The organism is Enterobacter sp. EC_64, from assembly GCF_019584165.1.
Classification (GTDB): domain Bacteria; phylum Pseudomonadota; class Gammaproteobacteria; order Enterobacterales; family Enterobacteriaceae; genus Enterobacter; species Enterobacter roggenkampii.
This window is the reverse complement of the sequence record NZ_VDAS01000009.1, coordinates 39,624-61,725: the sequence shown is the minus strand read 5'-3', so window position 1 is coordinate 61,725 and position 22,102 is coordinate 39,624. Positions and strand designations below refer to the sequence as shown.

General features: G+C 56.9%; 18 protein-coding genes. 6 read left to right on the top strand and 12 right to left on the bottom strand.

Annotation, left to right across the window (positions count from 1 at the left end; genetic code table 11):
• Nucleotides 1-139 precede the first annotated feature (139 nt).
• Nucleotides 140-1,180, top strand: a complete 1,041-nt coding sequence (locus FHC52_RS09265) for an oxidoreductase (protein WP_220420047.1) — start codon at nt 140-142, stop codon at nt 1,178-1,180.
• A 55-nt stretch (nt 1,181-1,235) separates the two neighbouring features.
• Here FHC52_RS09265 and add read toward each other — a convergent pair whose 3' ends face one another.
• The 3 genes from add to malX all read right to left on the bottom strand — a co-directional run bounded on the left by add (nt 1,236) and on the right by malX (nt 5,147).
• On the bottom strand, nt 1,236-2,237 hold the full coding sequence (gene add / locus FHC52_RS09260) for an adenosine deaminase (RefSeq protein WP_220420046.1): 1,002 nt from the start codon (nt 2,235-2,237) through the stop codon (nt 1,236-1,238).
• Nucleotides 2,238-2,333: 96 nt separating this feature from the next.
• Nucleotides 2,334-3,506 (bottom strand): MalY/PatB family protein, encoded by a 1,173-nt coding sequence (locus FHC52_RS09255; protein WP_126288066.1) that lies wholly within the window; start codon nt 3,504-3,506, stop codon nt 2,334-2,336.
• A gap of 48 nt (nt 3,507-3,554) precedes the next feature.
• Entirely contained in the window at nt 3,555-5,147 is a 1,593-nt protein-coding gene (gene malX, locus FHC52_RS09250; RefSeq protein ID WP_126288068.1) for a maltose/glucose-specific PTS transporter subunit IIBC, read from the bottom strand.
• A 179-nt stretch (nt 5,148-5,326) separates the two neighbouring features.
• On the opposite strand from malX, the gene FHC52_RS09245 reads away from it, so the two are divergent.
• A complete protein-coding gene (locus FHC52_RS09245; RefSeq protein ID WP_220420045.1) occupies nt 5,327-6,355 on the top strand; it encodes a Mal regulon transcriptional regulator MalI in 1,029 nt (342 codons plus the stop codon).
• A 114-nt stretch (nt 6,356-6,469) separates the two neighbouring features.
• Here FHC52_RS09245 and FHC52_RS09240 read toward each other — a convergent pair whose 3' ends face one another.
• On the bottom strand, nt 6,470-8,002 hold the full coding sequence (locus FHC52_RS09240) for a YdgA family protein (RefSeq protein ID WP_023327289.1): 1,533 nt from the start codon (nt 8,000-8,002) through the stop codon (nt 6,470-6,472).
• A 99-nt stretch (nt 8,003-8,101) separates the two neighbouring features.
• Nucleotides 8,102-9,277: a mannose-6-phosphate isomerase gene (gene manA / locus FHC52_RS09235; protein ID WP_045353801.1), complete on the bottom strand. Its 1,176-nt coding sequence runs from the start codon at nt 9,275-9,277 to the stop codon at nt 8,102-8,104.
• A 199-nt stretch (nt 9,278-9,476) separates the two neighbouring features.
• Between manA and fumA the strand changes: the two genes are divergently transcribed.
• Both fumA and fumC read left to right on the top strand, forming a co-directional pair.
• The gene (gene fumA / locus FHC52_RS09230; protein ID WP_044596731.1) at nt 9,477-11,123 is read left to right on the top strand and encodes a class I fumarate hydratase FumA; all 1,647 of its coding nucleotides are present in this window, start codon (nt 9,477-9,479) and stop codon (nt 11,121-11,123) included.
• A gap of 183 nt (nt 11,124-11,306) precedes the next feature.
• Nucleotides 11,307-12,701: a class II fumarate hydratase gene (gene fumC / locus FHC52_RS09225; RefSeq protein ID WP_220420044.1), complete on the top strand. Its 1,395-nt coding sequence runs from the start codon at nt 11,307-11,309 to the stop codon at nt 12,699-12,701.
• On the opposite strand, the gene tus is transcribed toward fumC, so the two are convergent.
• The 4 genes from tus to rstA form a co-directional block, all read right to left on the bottom strand.
• Nucleotides 12,702-13,631 (bottom strand): DNA replication terminus site-binding protein, encoded by a 930-nt coding sequence (gene tus / locus FHC52_RS09220; RefSeq protein ID WP_126288075.1) that lies wholly within the window; start codon nt 13,629-13,631, stop codon nt 12,702-12,704.
• A gap of 73 nt (nt 13,632-13,704) precedes the next feature.
• On the bottom strand, nt 13,705-15,003 hold the full coding sequence (rstB, locus tag FHC52_RS09215; RefSeq protein WP_047748289.1) for a two-component system sensor histidine kinase RstB: 1,299 nt from the start codon (nt 15,001-15,003) through the stop codon (nt 13,705-13,707).
• 75 nt (nt 15,004-15,078) lie between these two features.
• Nucleotides 15,079-15,339 (bottom strand): hypothetical protein, encoded by a 261-nt coding sequence (locus FHC52_RS09210; RefSeq protein ID WP_008500551.1) that lies wholly within the window; start codon nt 15,337-15,339, stop codon nt 15,079-15,081.
• Between the two features lie 244 nt (nt 15,340-15,583).
• Nucleotides 15,584-16,300: a two-component system response regulator RstA gene (rstA, locus tag FHC52_RS09205; RefSeq protein WP_021241154.1), complete on the bottom strand. Its 717-nt coding sequence runs from the start codon at nt 16,298-16,300 to the stop codon at nt 15,584-15,586.
• Between the two features lie 128 nt (nt 16,301-16,428).
• Between rstA and FHC52_RS09200 the strand changes: the two genes are divergently transcribed.
• Nucleotides 16,429-16,764: a GlpM family protein gene (locus FHC52_RS09200; RefSeq protein ID WP_021241155.1), complete on the top strand. Its 336-nt coding sequence runs from the start codon at nt 16,429-16,431 to the stop codon at nt 16,762-16,764.
• Here FHC52_RS09200 and folM read toward each other — a convergent pair.
• From folM to ydgH, 3 genes are all read right to left on the bottom strand, one after another.
• Nucleotides 16,761-17,483 carry a dihydromonapterin reductase gene (gene folM, locus FHC52_RS09195; RefSeq protein ID WP_008500548.1) on the bottom strand — a complete coding sequence of 241 codons (723 nt, stop codon included), beginning with the start codon at nt 17,481-17,483 and terminating at the stop codon, nt 16,761-16,763. The two genes, FHC52_RS09200 and folM, sit on opposite strands and share 4 nt — an antisense overlap.
• Nucleotides 17,484-17,522: 39 nt before the next feature.
• Nucleotides 17,523-18,905: an amino acid permease gene (locus FHC52_RS09190; protein WP_023292612.1), complete on the bottom strand. Its 1,383-nt coding sequence runs from the start codon at nt 18,903-18,905 to the stop codon at nt 17,523-17,525.
• A gap of 184 nt (nt 18,906-19,089) precedes the next feature.
• Nucleotides 19,090-20,034 carry a DUF1471 family protein YdgH gene (gene ydgH / locus FHC52_RS09185; protein ID WP_008500545.1) on the bottom strand — a complete coding sequence of 315 codons (945 nt, stop codon included), beginning with the start codon at nt 20,032-20,034 and terminating at the stop codon, nt 19,090-19,092.
• A 535-nt stretch (nt 20,035-20,569) separates the two neighbouring features.
• Here ydgH and pntA point away from each other — a divergent pair.
• Nucleotides 20,570-22,099, top strand: a complete 1,530-nt coding sequence (gene pntA / locus FHC52_RS09180; protein WP_008500544.1) for a Re/Si-specific NAD(P)(+) transhydrogenase subunit alpha — start codon at nt 20,570-20,572, stop codon at nt 22,097-22,099.
• Nucleotides 22,100-22,102: the final 3 nt, after the last annotated feature.

The window sequence follows — 22,102 nt, the reverse complement described above, 5'->3', positions numbered from 1 at the left end:
ACAAAATCAGTAGGTTAATACTATGTAACAAAAACAATCCGTATAACCTGCTATTTTACGTCATACGGCACATTATTAATCCGTGCTAATGCCAGACTAGCCAGTGTGAAATAAGAACGACTTAAAAGAGGATGACACTATGAGTGATAATATCCGCGTTGGGCTTATTGGTTACGGGTACGCGAGCAAAACGTTTCATGCGCCTCTGATAGCCGGGACGCCGGGGATGGCGCTGGCGGCGGTATCCAGCAGCGACGCTGCTAAAGTCCATGCAGACTGGCCTTCTGTGCCGGTTGTCTCCGAGCCAAAACATCTTTTCAACGATCCAAACATTGATTTAATCGTCATTCCCACGCCGAACGATACCCACTTTCCGCTGGCAAAGGCCGCGCTGGAAGCCGGAAAGCATGTGGTTATCGATAAGCCCTTTACCGTGACACTGTCACAGGCCCGCGAGCTGGATGCGCTGGCAAAGAGTCTGGGCAGGCTGCTGTCGGTGTTCCATAACCGCCGCTGGGACAGTGATTTTCTGACGGTAAAACGGCTTCTCAGTGAAGGTACGTTAGGGGAGATCCTCTTTTTTGAGTCGCACTTTGACCGCTTTCGCCCGCAGGTACGAAACCGCTGGCGCGAGCAGGCCGGTCCTGGCAGCGGTATCTGGTACGATTTAGCCCCGCATCTGCTGGACCAGGCCGTTAATCTGTTTGGTCTGCCGGTGAGCATGACGGTCGATCTGGCCCAGCTCAGGCCCGGGGCACAGACGACCGATTACTTCCACGCGGTGCTCAGTTACCCGCAGCGGCGAATTGTGCTGCACGGGACGATGGTCGCGGCGGCAGAATCTGCCCGTTACATTATTCACGGCACGCGCGGCAGCTACGTGAAGTTTGGTCTCGATCCGCAGGAAGACAGGCTGAAAAACGGTGAGCGTCTGCCGCAGGAAGATTGGGGCTATGATATGCGCAACGGCGTCGTCACGCGGGTGGAAGGCGAGGAGCTGGTCGAGGAGACCTTGCTGACGATACCGGGTAACTATCCGGCGTATTATGCCGCTATCCGCGATGCGCTGAACGGCACGGGAGAGAATCCGGTTCCGGCAAGCCAGGCGATACAGATTATGGAGCTGATTGAGCTGGGGATCGAATCTGCCAAACATCGCGCGACGCTCTGTCTGGCATAAGTTTTTGACGTTGTTGTAGGCCGGGTAAGGCGTAGCCGCCACCCGGCAAAGGGGGTTAAGCGGTTGCCACCTTATCCCGCAGCGCCTGCTTCTCTGCAGGCGTCAGGAAGGCGATCTCCAGCCCGTTGATCTGCGCCTGACGGATCTGCTCGCGGCTCAGACCCGCCTGCGGTGCGGCGATGTTGTACTCGTGAATGATATCCACGCCCTGAACCGCCGGATCGTCCGTATTCAGCGAGGCCAGCACGCCGTGTTCAAGGAACGTTTTCAGCGGGTGCTGCGACAGCGATGCTACGGTGCTGGTCTGAATGTTAGACGTCAGGCACGACTCAATCCCGATACGCTGCTCCGCCAGGAAATCCATCAGGGCGCGGTCTTCTACCGCCTTCACGCCGTGACCAATACGTTCGGCGCCCAGCTCGCGGATGGCCTGCCAGATGCTTTCCGGGCCAGCCGCTTCACCCGCGTGCACGGTAATGTGCCAGCCGGCATCGCGCGCGCGGTTGAAGTGGGAGAGGAACAGGCTGCCCGGGAAGCCCAGCTCGTCACCGGCGAGATCGACGGCGGTGATGGCATCGCGATGGGCCAGCAGCGCTTCCAGCTCCTGCAGGCAGGCGGCTTCACCGAAGGTACGGCTCATGATGCCGATCAGGCGAGCCTGAACGTCGAAGGTTTTACACCCTTCGCGGACGCCTTCAATGACGGCTTCCACGACGCCTGCAACGGGCAGGTTGTGGGTCATCGCCATGTAGCCCGGCGAGAAGCGCAGCTCGACGTAGTGCAGGCCGTTGCGTGCGGCATCTTCGATGTTCTCAAACGCCACGCGGCGGCAGGAATCCAGCGACGCCAGCATCTTCACGCCCCAGTCGAGTTTGCTCAGGAAGCTGACCAGGTCCGGTTCATTAGAGGTCACCTGCACGTGAGGGATCAGGGACTCAAGGGTCTGAGCAGGAAGCGTTAAATTGAACTGGCGGCCAAGATCGAGGATGGTTTGGGCACGAATGTTACCGTCAAGGTGACGATGAATATCAGTTAAAGGCAGGCGTGTATCAATCATGGTCGCACTCTTTTCTGGTTAAAGTGCGCCATATTATAAAAACAAAACGGGGTAAAAAGCTATTTGCGCAAGGGAATATTCCGTTGCGCAAATTGATTACAGAAGCGTATTAATGCCAGCAATCAGGCGTTGAACCCCTTGCTCCAGCTTGCTGCGCGGGCAGCCCGCATTCAGGCGTACGAAGCCATTTCCCTCTTTTCCATAGGTATATCCCGGCATGATGGCGACCTTTTGCTGCTCAATCAGCACTTTTTGCAGCGCCCGATCGTCAATATTCAGCGGACGCAGATCGATCCAGGCGAGATAGGTCGCTTCCGGCGGCTGCCAGTTGAGTTTCGGAAAAGCGCGGTTTACTTCCTGAGCGATATACAACAGATTGTCTTCCAGATAACCCCGCAGGGCATCCAGCCACGGCCCCCCTTGCTGATAGGCGGCGATATGCGCCGTTAGCGCCAGCACGGAAGGGGAAGAGAGCCCGTCCCGACCTTTTAACGCGCTGAGATAGCCGTTACGGCTCTCTTCATCGCCGATCAGGCCATAAGCCCCCGTCAGCGCCGGAATGTTAAAGCTTTTCGAGCCGGAGGTCAGAAGCGCCCATTTGCTCCGCGCCACTGCGGTCCACGGCGTGTGACGATGTTCTCCCCACACCATGTCCATATGGATTTCATCGCTGATAACCGCCACGTCATAGCGCTCGCAGAGTTCCGCCATCTGCGTCAATTCATCCCGCGTCCAGACCTTGCCGGTCGGATTCTGCGGGCTGCACAGCAGCATAATTTTGTTTTCCGGTTTCGCCAGCGCCGCTTCCAGGGCTGCCATATTGCCCTGCCAGCCAGCGGCCTGTTTTTCCATTTCAACCGCCACAACACGACGCCCGTTACCCTCTATGGCTTTGTAAAAAGCATCGTATGCCGGGGTGTGAACCACCACGCCGTCGTCGGGTTTTGACCAGAGGCGAATCAGTTCAGAAACCATGTAGATGACGGAGGGGCCATAAACCACGCTTTCGGTATCAATTCGGATGTTAAAGCGCTGCTGGAACCAGTGTGCGACGGCGGCGAGAAACGCGTCGTTTTTCCAGCGGCTATAGCCAAACACGCCGTGATGAATGCGCTGTTGCAGCGCGTCGGTTATGCAGGGGGCGGTGGCGAAATCCATATCCGAGATGGTGAAGGGCAGCAGATCCGCCGCGCCAAAGCGGTCGGCGACATAGTCCCACTGCGTACACCAGGTGCCGTGTCGATCCACGACGGTTGAGAAATCAAACATGCTTTAATCCTTAACGTAAAACCCCCTCATGGTGAGGGGGCTGAGGCATCAGGCTTCTACTGTTCGCATCAGGGTCGCCAGCTCATCTTTCACTGACTGTACCTGCGGGCCGATAACCACCTGCAAATTGTGCTGGTTTAACTGTACCACGCCGATGGCCCGGTTGGCCTTGAGGGCGTTGGTATCCACTTTCGACATATCCGCCACCGACAAACGCAGGCGGGTAATGCAGTTATCCAGCGAGGTGATGTTATCCGCACCGCCCAGCGCCGCCAGAATGGCAGGGGTGTTATAGCCGGATTTGCCCACGGTACCGGCAACCGCCTGTTCAACGCTGGTGGCCGTATCAATATCGCGTCCTGGCGTTTTCAGGTTAAAGCGGGTGATGGCGAAGCGGAAGATCCCGTAGTACACCGCAAACCAGATTGCCGCCACGACCGGGACCTGATACCACTTAGTCGACAGGCCGTGCAGGATCCCGAACACCACGAAGTCGATCACGTTACCGTCAGTGTTGCCGATGGTGACGCCCAGCACCGCCATCACGGTGAAGCCCAGACCGGTCAGCACCGCGTGAATCAGATACAGCACCGGCGCGACGAACAGGAACAGGAACTCGATAGGCTCGGTGGTACCGCCCACGACGCAGGCGATCACGCCGGAAATCAGCAGGCCTTTAATTTTATGACGGTTTTCCGGGCGCGCGCAGTGGTACATTGCCAGCGCAGCACCCGGCAGGCCGCCGAGGAAGGCAGGCATTTTACCCTGAGACAGGAAGCGGGTTGCGCTTTCGGAGAAGCCGTGTGTCGTCGGGCAGCTCAGCTGCGCCTGGAAGATAGTCAGCGCGCCGCTCACGTCGTGACCGCACACCTCCATGGTGCCGCCCGCTTCGGTGAAGCGAATCAGGGCCACCAGGATATGCTGCAGGCCAAACGGCAGCAGAAGACGCTCGCCGGTGCCGAAGATCATCGGACCAAAATCTCCTGCGCCGTTAATGATGCGGCCAATGCCGTTGATGCCCATAGCGAAAACTGGCCAAATCAGCGGAATAATCAGACCAAACAGTCCCATTACCACCAGGGTCACAATTGGGACAAAGCGGGTGCCGCCGAAGAAGGCCAGGGCATCCGGCAGGCGGATATTGTGGAAGCGCTCGTGCAGCATCCAGATAATTACCCCGGCGATCACCGCCCCGAGGATCCCGGTATCAATAGACTGGATGCCAATCACGCTCTGAATGTTGTTGGCCTTCAGCACGGCAGCGTCGGTGGTCGGCAGTATGCCTTTTGCGGTCAGCCAGAAGTTAACCGCCAGGTTCATCACCGCGTAGCCCACAAAACCGGCAAACGCCGCGACGCCTTTGTTCTCGCGGGCCAGGCCCAGCGGGATTGCAATACAGAACATCACGGGCAGGAAACTGAAGGCAAAGGAGCCGACTTTACTCATCCAGATAAAGATCGCCTGCAGCACGGGCGCGCCGAGGAAGGGGATCAGCGTGATGACGTCTTTACTGCTGAGCGAACTGCCGATCCCGAGCATGATCCCGCAGAACGAGAGAAGCGCCACGGGCAGCATAAAGGTTTTACCCAGTTGCTGGAAAAATTCCCACAGCGATATTTTTTGTGCTGCTTTCGCCGTCATAAAACGACTCCTTTATTGTTAAAATCAGTTTGTCTGCTTCAATGCTGCGAGAAGATAAAACGTTTTATCAAAGTTTAGTGCGCGCTAAATCACATTCTCAGGCTTTGACTGGTAGTATAAAGATAACGTATTGATAAAACGTTTTACCGATCTCATTTTTCAGGGAGTCACGCCAACACATGGCTGTAGCGAAAAAAGTCACCATCAACGACGTCGCGCTGGCGGCGGGGGTTTCCGTCAGCACCGTTTCTCTGGTACTGAGCGGAAAAGGGCGCATCTCTCCCGCGACCGGTCAGCGGGTGAACGAGGCGGTAGAGCAGTTGGGCTTTGTGCGAAACCGCCAGGCGTCGGCGCTGCGCGGCGGGCAAAGCGGGGTGATTGGCCTGATTGTCCGTGACCTGACGTCACCTTTTTATGCGGAGCTGACCGCCGGCTTAACCGAAGCGCTTGAAGCGCAGGGGCGGATGGTCTTTCTGCTTCACGGCGGTCGCGAGGCCGATCAGCTGCTTTCCCGGCTCGATATGCTGCTGAATCAGGGTGTGGACGGGGTGATCGTCGCCGGGGCGTCGGGCGTGGGCAGCGAGCTGTGCGAGCGTGCCGCTGAAAAAGCCGTGCCGCTGGTGTTTGCTTCACGCGCCAGCTACCTCGATGAAGCCGATACGCTGCGCCCGGATAACATGCAGGCTGCGCAAATGCTGACCGAGCATCTTATTCGTCGCGGCCATCAGCGCATTGCCTGGCTGGGCGGCAAAAGCTCGTCCCTGACCCGCGCCGAACGGGTCGGCGGCTACTGCGCGACGCTGATTAAATACGGCCTGCCGTTCCACAGCGAGTGGGTTGTTGAGTGTGAGTCCAGCCAGAAGATGGCGGCGGAAGCGATAGGCGCGCTGCTGCGCAGCAGTCCGACCATCAGCGCCGTCATTTGCTATAACGATGTGATCGCCATGGGCGCCTGGTTTGGCCTGATCCGCGCCGGGCGTCAGAGCTGCGAGGGCGGGGTGGAAACCTTCTTCGGCCACCAGGTGGCGCTGGGGGCGTTCGCCGACGTCGGTGAAAACGCGCTCGACGATCTGCCGATCGTCTGGGCCACGACCCCAGCGCGGGAGATGGGCTACACCCTGGCGGACAGGATCATGCAGCGCATCGACAATACGGACGTTCAGGCCGGGCACCAGATTGTGGCGGCGCGCCTGGTGCCGGTGAAATAATATCGCCCGGCGGCGCTGCGCTTGCGCGGGCCTGCAGCGGCCCGGAATCGTAGGCCGGGTAAGCGTCAGCGCCACCCGGCAATAAAAAACCCCTCATGCGAGGGGTTTTGACGTTTACTGCTGCGGTGCCGCCGGTTCGGCTGGCGCTGCCGGTTCAGCCGGTTCCGGCATCCCCAGAGCAGGCATGCCAAACATGCCGACAAAATCCTCCAGCGGCATTTTGTCGCCGTTGAGCGTGACCTGGCCGTTGGCGTACTGCAGGCTGGTGGAAATCGTGTTGTTGTCCACCTTCGTGATGCGGAACATCTGGCCCATGGCCGCCAGGCCTTTCACCTGCTGGTTCGCCAGCTTGCCGGCATCTTCATCGCCGTAGCCTTCCAGCTTCGCAATCTGGGTCATAAACTCGGTCGCCATATCCATCGGGATGGTCAGCTTGCTGTCGAGCGACTTCACGCTGCGATCCACTTCCTGCGCCAGCGTCTGCGGTTCACCCGTGGCGGTGGCCGGATCTTTCAGGAACAGCGACAGGTTAAAGCTGGTTTCGCCTTTGCTGTTTTTCCAGCTCAGCGGCGCAACGGTGACCACCGGCTCGCCTTTCAGCAGGATCGGCAGGTTGTTGAACAGCACTGCCATCGCCTGCTGCTGGTAGACTTCCGGGTTCTGCTGCAGCGCGGCATCGGTCAGCAGCGCCTGGCTCTCTTTGCTGTATTTCTGGCTAAATTCGTGCCACGCCTGGCCGTCGATATTGCCGATCTTCAGCGACAGTTTGCCGGTGCCCAGATCCTGATTCTGCACTTTCAGGCTCTTCAGCGTGTAATCCAGCTGGGTATTGATGCTCTTACCGTCTTTGGACACGTCGGATTTGCCGTTGACGTCCATGCCTTCCAGCACGGCCATCTCTTTGCCTTCAACCGCAATGGCGACTTTATCGAGAGACAGTTTCTGATCGCCGATACGCTCTTTAAAATCGGTCATGCGGCTGTTGCCGTCGGCCTTCAGGTTGTTGAAGGTGAGCTGAACTTTTTGATTGTATTCGTTCACGGCGTTGACCAGGCCACTTTCCGCTTCACCCGTCAGGGAGAACACGTTCCCGTCGCGGTCCGCGTCAAGTTTGAAGTGACCACCGCTAAAGGCGACTTTCTCATTCTCTTTCTCGTAGTTCAGCGCTTTCAGCGCGATATCGGAACTGGTGTCCCCGGCATAGCTGATGCGGGTGTCGATTTCGAAAGGTGAGGTATTTTTTGCCAGGTCGAACAGCGGTTTGGTGACGTCGTTATTCACCAGGACCGTGTGAACGGACGCCATTGACGGGATCAGGTTAAACGACTTTAGCTGCGCCAGCGGGAATGGACCGTGGCTGACCACTTCATCCAGCACCACGCTCTGCCCCGGTTTCAGCCAGCCGTTTTCCGTACCGGCAACCGGCTTCACCACTACCTGCATACGGCTGGTAAACACGCCGCGCTCATAATTCTGGTAGCTCAGCTCAAGGCCCGCTTCCGGCGCGCTGCGCTTAATCTCTCCGTTAGCCTGCGCCACCATTTCAGCCAGGCGTCCTTCCAGCTGTTTCCCGGTAAACCAGGAGGCACCCGTCCAGACCACGCCTAACGCTACAATCACTCCTACCGCTACGACCGATTTTTTCATTGCGACTATCCCTAAAATGAAACCAGGCGGTAAAAACCGCCTGGAGATATTAAGCCTGCAACTAGCTTAGCAAGAGTTGTTAAAAAATTCAGTAAGTGCTTAAAGCTTATTGAAAACGCGCGCCAGTCGACCGGTGCCGCTTACGCTAACCGGAGACTCATTGGCTGCAACGAATGCTGATTCACCGGGCTTAAGCACCAGATGCTGTTCGCCTTTGTGCAGCGTCGCTTCGCCTTCCACGCAGAACAGGATCGCCGCACTTTCCTGTGCGATGGTCGTTTCTGTCTGGCTCAGGTCGTGCAGGGAGAAAGCAAAATCCTCAACCGGAATCGGGAAGTCCAGCTCTGCGCCGTTTTTCACCGGCTGAGTCAGCAGCTCCGCGGCAGGTTTCGCCACGAACTTGACGTTGGCAACCAGCTCGGGGATGTCGATGTATTTCGGCGTCAGGCCCGCGCGCAGCACGTTGTCAGAGTTGGCCATCACCTCCAGCGCCACGCCCTGCAGATAGGCATGCGGGGTTTCCGCGAACAGGAACATTGCTTCACCCGGATTCAGCTTCACCACGTTCAGCAGCAGAGGGGAGAACAGGCCGCTGTCGTCCGGATAGAACTGCGCAATAAGACGGATGGTCTCCCACGGTTCACCTTGCTGGCTGTCCAGGGCGGCTTTCAGTACCGCCAGGGCGTGGGATTTCTCTTCACCCTGCATGTTCAGCAGGCTGGCAAACAGCTGGCTTAGCGCCTCGGCATTCGGGTTTTCAAGGAAATGCGCGATAGCGTTATTGGCACCCGCGACCGGCTGCAGCAGGGAGATAATCTCTGAAAATTCGCGGAACGCGTTCATCGCCAGGAACGGCGTCAGCGCGAACACCAGCTCCGGCTTGTGGTTAGGATCTTTGTAGTTACGCTCGGCGGCGTCTAACGGAATACCCGCCGCATTCTCTTTCGCAAAGCCGATTTCAGACGCTTGCTTGTTCGGGTGAACCTGGATGGAGAGCGGCTGGTCTGCGCACAGCACTTTAAACAGGAACGGCAGTTCGCCAAAGCGCTGAGCCACCTTGTCGCCCAGCAGCGCGGCTTTATCGGCGTCAATTACGTCACGCAGGCTGCGTGCCTGGCCGCTGGCGTCTTCAATTTTTGAGCTGCTCTTCGGGTGCGCCCCCATCCACAGTTCTGCCATCGGCAGGTTGTTTGGGTTCGCGATACCGTAGAGATCCGTTAACGCAGTTTTACTTCCCCAGGCGTAGTTTTGCACTGAGTTGATGAGTTTTTGCATTATCAAGCCCTGATTCAAATGTGGAATAAACTCCGGGTATTAAAGCAATAAACCACATGGAAGTAACCTGTGGATGTAAAAAGTCGTACTAGTCTCAGTTTTTGTTAAAAAATTGTGTAGGATAAGCTGACTCGCTTTTAAGCCGGGCAGCGGAACATCTGCCCTGAATAAACAGACCGAAGCAGTAAGTGAGAGACCAATGTCGAATAAACCCTTCCATTATCAGGATCCTTTCCCCCTCAGTAAGGATCAGACCGAGTATTACCTGTTAACCCGCGATCACGTCTCCGTCTCTGAGTTTGAAGGACAAGAGATCCTCAAGGTGGATCCGCAGGCGCTGACGCTGCTGGCGCAGCATGCTTTCCACGACGCCTCGTTTATGCTCCGTCCTGCGCACCAGCAGCAGGTGGCCGATATCCTGAGCGACCCGGAAGCCAGCGAAAACGACAAGTACGTTGCCCTGCAGTTCCTGCGTAACTCCGATATCGCGGCGAAAGGCATTCTGCCTACCTGCCAGGATACCGGCACGGCGATCATCGTCGGTAAAAAAGGCCAGCGCGTCTGGACCGGCGGCGGCGATGAAGCGGCGCTGGCGCACGGCGTCTACAACACCTACACCGAAGACAACCTGCGCTATTCGCAAAACGCGGCGCTGGACATGTACAAAGAGGTCAACACCGGCACTAACCTGCCTGCACAGATTGACCTCTACAGCGTCGACGGGGATGAGTACAAATTCCTCTGCATCGCCAAAGGCGGCGGTTCGGCCAACAAAACCTATCTCTATCAGGAGACCAAAGCGCTGCTCACCCCGGGCAAGCTGAAGAACTACCTGGTTGAGAAGATGCGCACCCTCGGCACCGCGGCGTGCCCGCCGTACCATATCGCGTTTGTGATTGGCGGTACCTCGGCGGAAAGCACGCTGAAGACCGTGAAGCTGGCCTCAACCAAATACTACGACGGCCTGCCAACCGAAGGTAACGAGCACGGCCAGGCGTTCCGCGACGTGCAGCTTGAGCAGGAGCTGCTGGAAGAAGCGCGCAATCTGGGCCTCGGCGCGCAGTTTGGCGGTAAATACTTCGCCCACGACGTGCGCGTGATCCGTCTGCCGCGTCACGGTGCATCCTGTCCGGTCGGGATGGGCGTCTCCTGCTCTGCGGATCGCAACATCAAGGCGAAGATCAACCGCGACGGCATCTGGATCGAGAAGCTGGAGAACAACCCGGGCAAATACATCCCGGAAGAACTGCGTAAAGCGGGCGAGGGGGAAGCGGTTCGCGTGGATCTGAACCGTCCGATGAAAGAGATCCTGGCGCAGCTGTCTCAGTATCCGGTTTCGACCCGTCTCTCCCTCAACGGCACGATTATCGTGGGCCGCGATATCGCGCACGCGAAGCTGAAAGAGCGTCTGGACAACGGCGAAGGGCTGCCGCAGTACATTAAAGATCACCCGATCTACTACGCGGGCCCGGCGAAAACGCCTGAAGGCTATGCCTCTGGCTCATTAGGCCCAACCACGGCGGGCCGTATGGACTCGTATGTCGACCAGCTGCAGGCTAACGGCGGCAGCATGATCATGCTGGCGAAAGGCAACCGCAGCCAGCAGGTAACGGACGCCTGCCACAAGCACGGCGGCTTCTACCTCGGCAGCATCGGCGGCCCGGCTGCGGTGCTGGCGCAGGGCAGCATCAAGAGCCTGGAGTGCGTGGAATACCCGGAACTGGGCATGGAAGCGATCTGGAAAATTGAGGTGGAAGATTTCCCGGCGTTTATCCTGGTGGATGACAAAGGTAACGACTTCTTCAAGCAGATCCAGTCTTCTCAGTGTTCGGCGTGTGTGAAGTAGTCTGAAGAAAATGCCGGGTGGCGCTGACGCTTACCCGGCCTACATTCTTGTAGGTCGGGTAAGGCGAAGCCGCCACCCGACACCAAAAAGAGCGCACAAAGCGCCATACCGTTTCTCAGAAGTCATCAATACTTACCCCTTAAGCATGTGAGCAATCCCGACAGTGTTATCAAGGAGAAAGTAATGACCACGGTACGCCATGAGAAAGACTCGATGGGCGCCATCGACGTCCCGGCCGACAAGCTATGGGGCGCGCAAACCCAGCGTTCGCTGGAGCATTTCCGTATCTCGACTGAAAAAATGCCCGTTTCGCTGATTCAGGCGCTGGCGCTCACCAAACGCGCAGCCGCGAAGGTAAACCAGGATTTAGGCCTGCTGGCGGCAGACAAGGCCACCGCCATCATAAATGCCGCCGACGAAGTGCTGGCGGGCAAGCATCCCGACGAATTTCCGCTCGCCATCTGGCAGACCGGTTCCGGCACCCAGAGCAACATGAACATGAACGAAGTGCTGGCGAACCGGGCCAGCGAACTGCTGGGCGGCGTGCGCGGCATGGAGCGCAAGGTTCACCCGAACGATGACGTCAACAAGAGCCAGAGTTCTAACGACGTCTTCCCCACGGCTATGCACGTGGCGGCGGTGATTGCTATCCGCGAGCAGCTTATCCCCCAGCTCAACGTCCTCAAATCCACGCTCAACGAGAAAGCGCAGGCCTTCCGCGACATCGTCAAAATTGGCCGTACGCACCTGCAGGACGCCACGCCGCTGACGCTCGGCCAGGAGATTTCCGGCTGGGTGGCGATGCTGGAACACAACCTGAAGCATATTGAAAACAGCCTGCCGCACCTGGCGGAGCTGGCGCTCGGCGGCACGGCGGTCGGCACCGGGTTAAACACCCATCCGGAGTATGCGGTGCGCGTGGCGGAGGAGCTTGCGGCCATAACCGGACAGCCGTTCATCACGGCGCCCAACAAATTCGAAGCGCTGGCGACCTGCGATGCGCTGGTCCACACCCACGGCGCGCTGAAAGGGCTGGCGGCGTCGCTAATGAAAATCGCCAACGACGTGCGCTGGCTGGCCTCGGGCCCGCGCTGCGGCATCGGTGAAATCAGCATTCCGGAAAACGAGCCGGGCAGCTCCATCATGCCGGGTAAAGTCAACCCGACCCAGTGCGAAGCCATGACCATGCTCTGCTGTCAGGTACTGGGCAACGACGTGGCCGTCAACCTGGGCGGTGCATCCGGCAACTTCGAGCTGAACGTCTATCGCCCGATGGTGATCCACAACGTTCTGCAATCAATTCGTCTGCTGGCGGATGGGATGGAGAGCTTTAACGAGCACTGCGCGGTGGGGATCGAGCCAAACCGCGAGCGCATCAGCCAGCTGCTGAACGAGTCGCTGATGCTGGTCACCGCGCTCAATACCCATATCGGCTACGACAAAGCCGCCGAAACCGCCAAAAAAGCGCATAAGGAGGGGCTGACGCTGAAAGCCTCCGCCCTGGCGCTGGGCTATCTGACGGAGGCGGAGTTTGATGCCTGGGTGCGCCCTGAGGCGATGGTTGGCAGTCTGAAATAATCAACCCGCCACGTACAGGTGCAGTCGCGGAATAATGAGCTGAAGCGGCTGCGCCTGAGGTCGGTAACGGTGCTGGACATTTTCAGCATCGTAATTCAGTAACTCACCAATATCCGGCACGATAGCCCCCTGATCGGCATCATAAAGCGCAATCAGCGGCGTCGGGCAGGCGTACTGCACCTGTTTTTGCTGACCGGAGTACCAGACGCGAGCGATAGGCTGCACCTTCACCGGGCGCTTAATTTTGAGGCGGGTATCCGCAGGCAGCGAGGCGATGCTGTGGTACTCCTGTTCCAGGCGCTCGATCCACTGCTCACGCGACCACGGCGCGACGGTGCGCGGCGTCTTCAGGCTCTTTTCCAGCTGCGCCAGAATTTCATCCCGGGTGAAGTTTTTAATGATGTGCTTATTCGCCCAGCCGAAGCGCAGCGTGGCGGGATGGCGCAGAACCGTCAGCGTGCGATAGGCATTCAGGGTAATTAACCCCGGAAGCTGACGGTGCACCCACTCAAACCGGGCGGCGGGGGCCAGGCCCGACTCTTCGGTAACGATTTTCTCAAATGCCGCTTTCAGACTGTTGATATGGGCAATCTGGCTTTCCAGCGCCTCGCGCGCTACTGCATCGGTTTGCAGACAGATCACGCCCGGCAGCCGTACTGCCGCCTTGCTGCTGCGCTGTTCAGACTGCTGCTGGATAAAAAGATGGCGATAGTGTTTCATCGCCAGCTCCAGTGCGGCCTTGCCGATGTGCTGCTTCACGTCGATGGTGTCCAGCGGGTCGTGCTCGGCCCCTTTGGCCACCTCGGGCAGGGTAAAGACGCGCGCAGCCAGCAGGCGGCAGGTCTGCAAACGTTCTGTCAGGGTCAGCAGCTCGTGTTCTATTTCCCGAAACGTGCTGTTCAGCCGTTCGATAAGATCGTAGGTCGCCATAAGCACTCTCATTAGTTACAACATACTTATCATATAGCACAGCACGCCGGGTCAGGCCAGCGTGCGGTTGAAGTCAGGCAGGGACGGGAAGGGCGATGTTATGGTACACCGGCCAGCTAAAGCAGAAGCGCGCGCCGCCGAGCTCGCTCTCTTCGCAATGCACCGTGCCGCCCATCGCCTGCGCGATTGAGTAGACAATCGCCAGCCCCAGACCGCATCCGCCTGTGGCGCGATCGCGGCTGGGATCGAGGCGGACAAACGGTTCAAACACGGTTTCGCGTGCTTCCGGCGCAATCCCCGGTCCGTCATCCTCTACCGTCAGGCGGGCCTGATTGCCCTGCAGATCAAGCCCAATCTGCAGCGTACTTTCGCTGTAGCGCATGGCGTTGTTCATCAGGTTGTCCAGCACGCGCTCCATCAGGCGCATATCGAGCGCGCCGTAGTCACCCGGCGTGACGCGCGTCAACAGCGTGCGCTGCGGGTTCACGCTCTGAACGTCGTCAATGTGGGTTTGCAGCCAGGCGGGCAGATCCGGCGTGCTGAGGTTCAGCTCGTTTTGCGGGCGATCGAGGCGCGCGTAGGTCAGCAGCTCCTCAATCAGCGCCTCAAGCTGGCCAATGTCGCGGTTAAGCGCCTGAGACTCTGCTTCCGTGAGATTCTCGCTCATCTCCAGACGATAGCGCAGGCGTACCAGCGGCGTGCGCAGCTCGTGCGCAATTCCGTCGATCAGCTGTTTCTTGCTGGCGATAAGGGCATTGATGTTATCGGCCATCTGGTTAAAGGCCACCCCCAGACGTTCAAAGCTGGAACCGCTGTCGAAGTGAATACGCTCTGTAAAATGCCCCTCGCCAAAACGCTGCGCGGCGGATTCGAGTTTCAGCATGTCCTGCCAGTGCGGGCGCATCCAGATAAAAACCGGAAACGCGAGTGAAATGGCGATAAAGGCCATCAGCGCCATGTCCAGCAGGCGCATCTGATGCAGATAATAGAGATAGGGCACCGGCCCGACGGCCAGCACGTAATGGCTGCGCGGAATTCGCTGGATAAAGGTGTATTTCTCATCCAGCGCGACGATATCCCCGTCGCGCAGACGCTGCATGGCGGGCGGGTCCAGATCGAAATCTTTCAACGGCTCGATGCGTAAATCGAATGACAGATTGAGATCCAGCTCTTTCAGGGTTTTCGCCCAGTCGTGTGGCGGGATCTCTCTCAGCTCGCTGCGCATCAGATAGAGCGAGCTTTTCATCAGGTCGTCCAGAGACTGCCTGCCCGCGCGTTCGGCGGTAAATTTATAGACCAGGCCGACCAGCATGGTCATCACCAGGAAGCAGACAAACAGCAAAAGATAAAACTGCACAAACAGCTTTTTCATTGGATCTCACCGCAAAAACGCTATGTGCAGAATATACATGAAAACCCTTCGAGTTTTTCACGTCTGTCGAGCGTGTTAGACGGCTTTCGCGCTGTTTTTTACCTTGGCGATGAATTTTTCCGTCACGGCCAGGCCTTCTGCAATGTGCGTATCAATCACATCCGTTCCGTATTCGCTGATGAGATCCAGCAGTATTTCGTAAGACTGGATGAGTTCCAGCAGGTCAAAGAGCGCTTTTTGATCGGTGCGTGAGGGGGAGGCGTGGTTCAGGGTTGCCTGATTAACAATCCACTCAAGATTGGTTTTTATCGCTTCTACCTGACCGTAGCTATACATAATTCATGAGCTTAAATCCTCATTTCAAGATTTATTGGAGAGATGTCGTGAAAGCTTCACGGCGAAAATGAGTAAAACAATCGCAAGAGCGGGGCGAGCTGAAGAAAGGAGAGTCGAGAAGGTAATTATGGAATAGTTTGCGTGCTTAGCAAGTTAATTGTTGCGCAAACGTAAAAATAAACGCGCGAAAGAAGGGCATTCTCGCGTAATGCCTTTATTTCGCGCAGGTTATCCTGTCCGGCGATCAGGTTTCCCACGCATGTGGGGCAAACAGATAGCCCTTGTTACGCACGGTTTTAATGCGGTAGGGCTCGGTGGCGTTATCCTGCAGTTTTTTGCGCAGACGCGAAATCGCCACGTCCACGCTGCGGTCCATTCCGTCATAGCTTACGCCACGCAGGTTTTTCAGCAGCGCGTCACGATCCATGATCTGCCCGGCATGCGTTGCCAGCTCCCACAGCAGGTCAAAATCTGCGGTGGAAAGGGCGATAAGCTCGCCAGAGAGCAGCACCTGACGGTTAATCGGATCAATAGACAGCGTACCGAAGCGCATCGCTTTGTGCGGCGTCAGAGACGGCGCCGGTGCTTCGCGTTCGATGCTGGCGTGCTGGCGTAAATGGAGGCGCAGGCGAGCGAGCAGGACGGCAGGCGGTGTGGTTTTCAGAATGTAATCATTGGCACCCATCTCCAGCGACAAAATATGGTTCATATCGCTGTCCAGTGAGGTGAGCAGGACGATAGGGCCCTCCCACCGGGCGCGCAGGTCGCGGCAGAGCGTCATGCCGTCTTTGCCCGGCAACATGATATCCAGCAGCACCAGATCCGGGTTTTCACGGACGACCACCTCTTCGGCACGATCGCCACGAGGTTCAACAATGACGTCCATATCATGTTTACCCAGATAGGCGGCGATCAGCTGCCCGACTTCGGGTTCGTCTTCAACATAAACAATCTTATTCATACAGCGTCTGTTTTCGTGAAAAAAGCCAACATACACCGCGAAACCTTAACCTTCCATTAATCTTTCAAAATTAACGCCGGTTCCGTTATTCTGGCCCATAGAGTGAGTTGATTATTATAAGGGAAACGATGGCTCTGGTGATCAAAGCCGCGCTGGGTGCGCTGGTGGTGTTGCTGATTGGCATTCTGGCAAAAACGAAAAACTACTATATTGCCGGGCTGATCCCTCTCTTCCCGACCTTTGCACTCATTGCCCACTATATTGTGGCGTCTGAACGCGGCACGGAAGCGTTACGCACGACCATCGTGTTTGGCATGTGGTCAATCATCCCATATTTTCTCTACCTGCTTTCGCTGTGGTATTTCACCGGTTTTCTGCGTCTTCCCCTGGCGCTGGGCGGGGCGGTGGTCTGCTGGGGGCTCAGCGCTTGGGTGTTAATTTTCTTCTGGAGCCGCTTTCACTAGCGCAGCGGTCGGCCGCCGTCCACGGCAAAGGTTCTGCCGGTGACGTAGCAACTGGTGAGCAGGTAATCCACGAGGTCGATGACCTCTTTCTCGCCTGGGGCAATTTTCATCAGCGATTTATTCAGCGCCTGCTGGCGATACTCCGCATCATCGTTTTCGTTGAATAAGATCATTGCCGGGGCGATGGCGTTCACCTTCACCTCGGGGGCGAGCTTGCGGGCAAATGAGCGGGTCATGTTATCCAGCGCGGCTTTACTGGCCGCATAGGCAATGTGCTTGTCGCTGCCGCGCTCCACCACATAATCCGTGAAGTGAATGATGTCGCCCGCAGCATGCCCGTGGCCGCGGAGCAGATCCTGCAGAGCGTGGTTAAGCAGATAAGGGGCATTGACGTGGATCTGCAGCATGGCGGAGAGCGTTTCGCTGAGTGACGTACCCGGCTTTTCGGCCTGCCATGCGCTGGCGTTATGGAGCACGGCGCGCAGACCCGTTGTGGTGGATTTCACCTTTTCCGCAAAGGCCAGAATGCCTTCATCGGTTGAAAAATCAGCCTGAATGCAAACCGCCCCGGCTTTGCGCAGCCCTTCAATCGACGGGTATTCCGTGCGGTAGCTGACAATGACCGGATGGCGAAGGTTGAGAAAATGATGGGCGAGGGCGAGGCCGATACGGCGGCCTCCGCCGGTGATCAGTATGGGGCGAAGCGGTGCATTTCCCATCGTATTCTCCTTTACAGTTCAACAATGGGAAAGGCGATGCTATCCCACTAACATCCAGGTTGCCGGCACGGCAGCAACCAGTAACAGTCCAATTAAGGCCATCTCACGGCGTTTCAGCGCGTTCTCCAGCTGATGCGTGCGGCGGGCGTAGATGAACACCAGCAGACCCGGTGCGTACAGCACCACCGACAGCAGCAGATGCATAGGTCCGGAAGCATACAACAACCACAGGCCGTAAATACAGGCTCCGACACCCACGACATAATGCGCCGGGCGTGTGGCAATTTTTAACAGATACGCACCCACTAAGAAATAGGGTACCAGAATCATCTCCGAGGCGATGGTCAGCAGCGTGTTATAGTCTGAACCTGTGAGCCAGATCAGCACCAGACAGATCTGAACGCTGATGTTGGTCAGCCAGAGTGAGGCAGACGGCGCGCTGTTTTGGTTTTGACGCGCAAACAGGCGTGGAAACGCCTTGTGCGTCGCGGCCAGGAAAGGCACTTCAGCCGCCATGATGGTCCAGCTCAGGTAGGCTCCGCAGACGGAGATGATAAGACCCGCCGCAATCACCACATCGCCCCAGGGGCCGAGCATTTTCACCATCAGGCCCGCCATTGACGGGTTACGCATTTCAGCCAGCTCAGGACGCGCCACCACGCCCAGCGACAGCAGCGTCACCAGCAGATAGACCCCGAGCGCAGCCAGTACCGCCAGCAGCGTGGCGCGGCCCACATCGCGTTTATTTCGGGCCCGGGCGGAAACCACAACCGCGCCTTCAACACCGATGAACACCCACAGGGTAATCAGCATCGTGTTTTTCACCTGCTCCCAGACGGGGACGCCCAGCGCAACGCCGCTGAAATCGAGCGTGAACACGTCCATACGGAACGCAATGAAGGCCAGAACGATAAACAGGCCGAGCGGAACCAGTTTCGCGAGCGTCGCCACCAGGTTAATGCTGGCGGCCGTTTGTACGCCACGCAGCACCAGCCAGTGGACGAACCACAGTAACACCGAGGCGCCCACAATAGACTGCCAGGTATTCCCGTCGCCAAACAGGCGCAGCTCAGGCGTATCGGTAAAGAAACTGAGGGCCGAGAAAACGATCACCAGATAGGAGACGTTGGCGATCACCGCACACAGCCAGTATCCCCAGGCCGAACAGAAGCCAATCAGCTCGCCGAAACCTTCCCGGGCATAGGTGAAAATGCCGCCGTCCAGATCCGGGCGAATGCGCGTCAGCAGCAGCATGGCGAAGGCCAGCAGCAATATTCCGACACCCGTAATGCCCCAGCCAATGATGAGGGCAGACGGGCTGGCGACGGCCGCCATATTTTGCGGCAAACTGAATACGCCTGCACCCAGCATTGAGCTTAAAACGAGTGCAGTCAGAGCACTCAGGCCAAGTTTCTTTTCCATTGGCTTCCTGTTATGAAAGGTCAAAATCCAGAATAATTATTTCGCTCAGGCGCATAAAAATGGTGGATCACACTAAGGCGCGGGATTTTACGGAGTGTAACGAAAGCATGCAATGACGTGTGGCAGAAATTCAAAAAAAGTAACAAAAAAGGCGGCATTGCGCCGCCTTTCTTAAACGATTTTGTTACTTGTACAGATCGGCGCTGATGGTCACGTTGTTACCACGTTCCTGCCACTGGCGGGTGATGTGGTAGAACTTCGCCCCTTTCTTCGCCGCACGCTTCGCGACCTGGTAAGAGACTTCCGTCATGTTGCCGTAGTTGCCGGTAAATTTGATGCTGTCGAACGGCACCATCTGCGCGGCAGTGGCGTTGTTCAGCTCTTCAACTTTGGTACCGTCTGGCAGCGTAACCGAATAACGGCCACCTTTCGTGGACTGCGTTTCAAAGAAACGGCCCACTTCAGCGCTTGGCGTAGCCGTCGTTGCGACGCCTGGGATTTCCACTTTCTTCGCTTCTTCGCCGCCTTTCGCTATCGCCGCGCGACCGGCTTCTGAGTTTGCCGGAATCGCATCCGGGCTCTGCAGAACACGTTTCTTCGCATCTTCTTTATAGATGAACGCGGTAATACGCTGGTTGCCGCCCTGGTTAGCATCGACCTGACGCACGATGTAGAAAGAGTAGGCCCCTTTCTCTTTCGCGGCTTTGGTGATGGCATCGTTCACTTCAGGCTGGCTGCGGTAAAAGCCCTGAACGGTGACGGTGTCGTACGGTTCCAGCGCAATTGCCTGATCTTTCGGCAGTTCAACAACACCGTTAATCACGCGGTTTTTCGGTGCGTCAGCTTTTGGCGCGTTGTCCTTATACAGCGCAATGGTCACGCGCTGGTTACCGCTGTTGCCGTTATCAGACTGGTCAACAACATAAAACGAGGCTGCCCCGTTTTTATCAGCGGCCTTTGATGCAGCGGCGACGGCGTCGCCAATAGAATTATAACGACCCACAATGACCTTATGGTCAAAAGGTTTTAACGCTGCCGCTTGCTCCGGCGTTAACTCTGTTGCGGCATTCGCAGACAGGGCGGTCGCGGAGAGAAGTGCGGACGCCAGGAGTGTGTTCTTAAGCTTCATAAAAATGATCCTTCGCCTTGCGCAAACCATGTACTGGTATTGTTGTTAATTTGAGACGGTCCCGATTATGGCATTTAAAACCCGTCGCTGTCTGCGCCATTTTTCACTGCCTGTGCTCACTGAATCACCTTATTCGATAACATTTAGTGATATGTTGAAAAAACACGCGTTTGACAAGTAAAACTGATAAAGCTTATGACTTTTACAAGTTAATTTAATGTTAATAAGTTGTTCTCTTATGGCGCTATATCATGTTTTTACCGCTTCGCTTGCGCGAATTATCGGTTCTGGCGATGAATTTAAGGTAAATATCACTGTCAGTGACGCCGATCGCTTATTTTTCACAGATAAAGTAAGAAATAGTGTTTTCTGGCGGTAGATCACGGCCGCTATTTTCAGTAGGTTATAGACAGTTTGTTACTGTTTTATTTTCCGGGGTGAATTGTGTCTTATTGCTTGCGTTATGGCGAAAAATGATACAAACCGCGGGCACTTATCGTTAAACCATCATCAAAAACCGATGGAAGGGAAAACTATGCGTATTGGGGTACCAAAAGAACGGTTAGCCAATGAAACCCGCGTAGCGGCAACACCGAAAACGGTGGAGCAACTGCTTAAGCTGGGTTTTACCGTCGCAGTTGAAAGCGGCGCGGGCAAACTGGCGAGTTTCGATGACGAGGCCTTTATTCAGGCTGGCGCGGAAGTGGTGGACGGTGCCGACGTGTGGCAGTCGCCGGTTATTCTGAAGGTCAACGCACCGGAAGAGAGTGAGATTGCGCTGCTGAATCCGGGCACCACGCTGGTGAGCTTTATCTGGCCTGCGCAAAATCCTGAGCTGATGGAAAAACTGGCCGCGCGCGGCGTCACCGTGATGGCGATGGACTCCGTGCCGCGTATTTCGCGCGCCCAGTCGCTGGACGCCTTAAGTTCGATGGCAAACATTGCGGGCTACCGCGCCATCGTTGAAGCGGCCCACGAATTTGGTCGCTTCTTTACCGGTCAGATCACCGCGGCGGGTAAAGTCCCTCCGGCGAAGGTGATGGTGATTGGCGCGGGCGTGGCGGGACTTGCTGCCATCGGTGCGGCAAACAGCCTGGGCGCTATCGTTCGCGCGTTTGATACCCGTCCTGAGGTGAAAGAACAGGTCCAGAGTATGGGGGCCGAATTCCTTGAACTGGACTTCAAGGAAGAAGCGGGCAGCGGTGATGGTTATGCGAAGGTGATGTCCGAAGCCTTTATCAAAGCCGAAATGGAACTCTTCGCCGCGCAGGCGAAAGATGTCGACATCATTGTGACCACCGCGCTTATCCCGGGTAAACCGGCGCCGAAGCTGATTACCCGTGAGATGGTGGACTCCATGAAGCCGGGCAGCGTGATTGTCGACCTGGCCGCGCAAAACGGCGGCAACTGCGAATATACCGTAGCGAATCAGGTGACCACGACCGCAAACGGCGTGAAGGTGATCGGCTATACCGATCTGCCGGGTCGCCTGCCGACGCAATCGTCTCAGCTGTACGGCACCAACCTCGTCAACCTGCTGAAGCTGCTTTGCAAAGAGAAAGACGGCAACATCACCGTCGATTTTGACGACGTGGTGGTGCGCGGTGTGACCGTGGTGCGTGAAGGTGAAATTACCTGGCCTGCGCCACCGATTCAGGTTTCGGCCCAGCCTCAGGCAGCGCCTAAAGCGGCGCCTGAACCAAAAGAACCTGCCAAACCGGCTTCCCCGTGGCGCAAATACGCGATCATGGCGCTGGTGATTATTCTGTTCGGCTGGCTGGCTGACGTCGCGCCGAAAGAGTTCCTCGGCCACTTTACCGTCTTCGCGCTCTCCTGCGTCGTGGGCTACTACGTGGTGTGGAACGTCTCCCATGCGCTGCATACGCCGCTGATGTCGGTAACCAACGCCATCTCCGGGATCATCGTGGTGGGGGCGTTACTGCAGATTGGCCACGGCGGCTGGATCAGCTTCCTGAGCTTTATCGCGGTGCTGATCGCCAGTATCAATATTTTCGGTGGTTTCACCGTGACTCAGCGCATGCTGAAAATGTTTCGTAAAGGCTAAGGG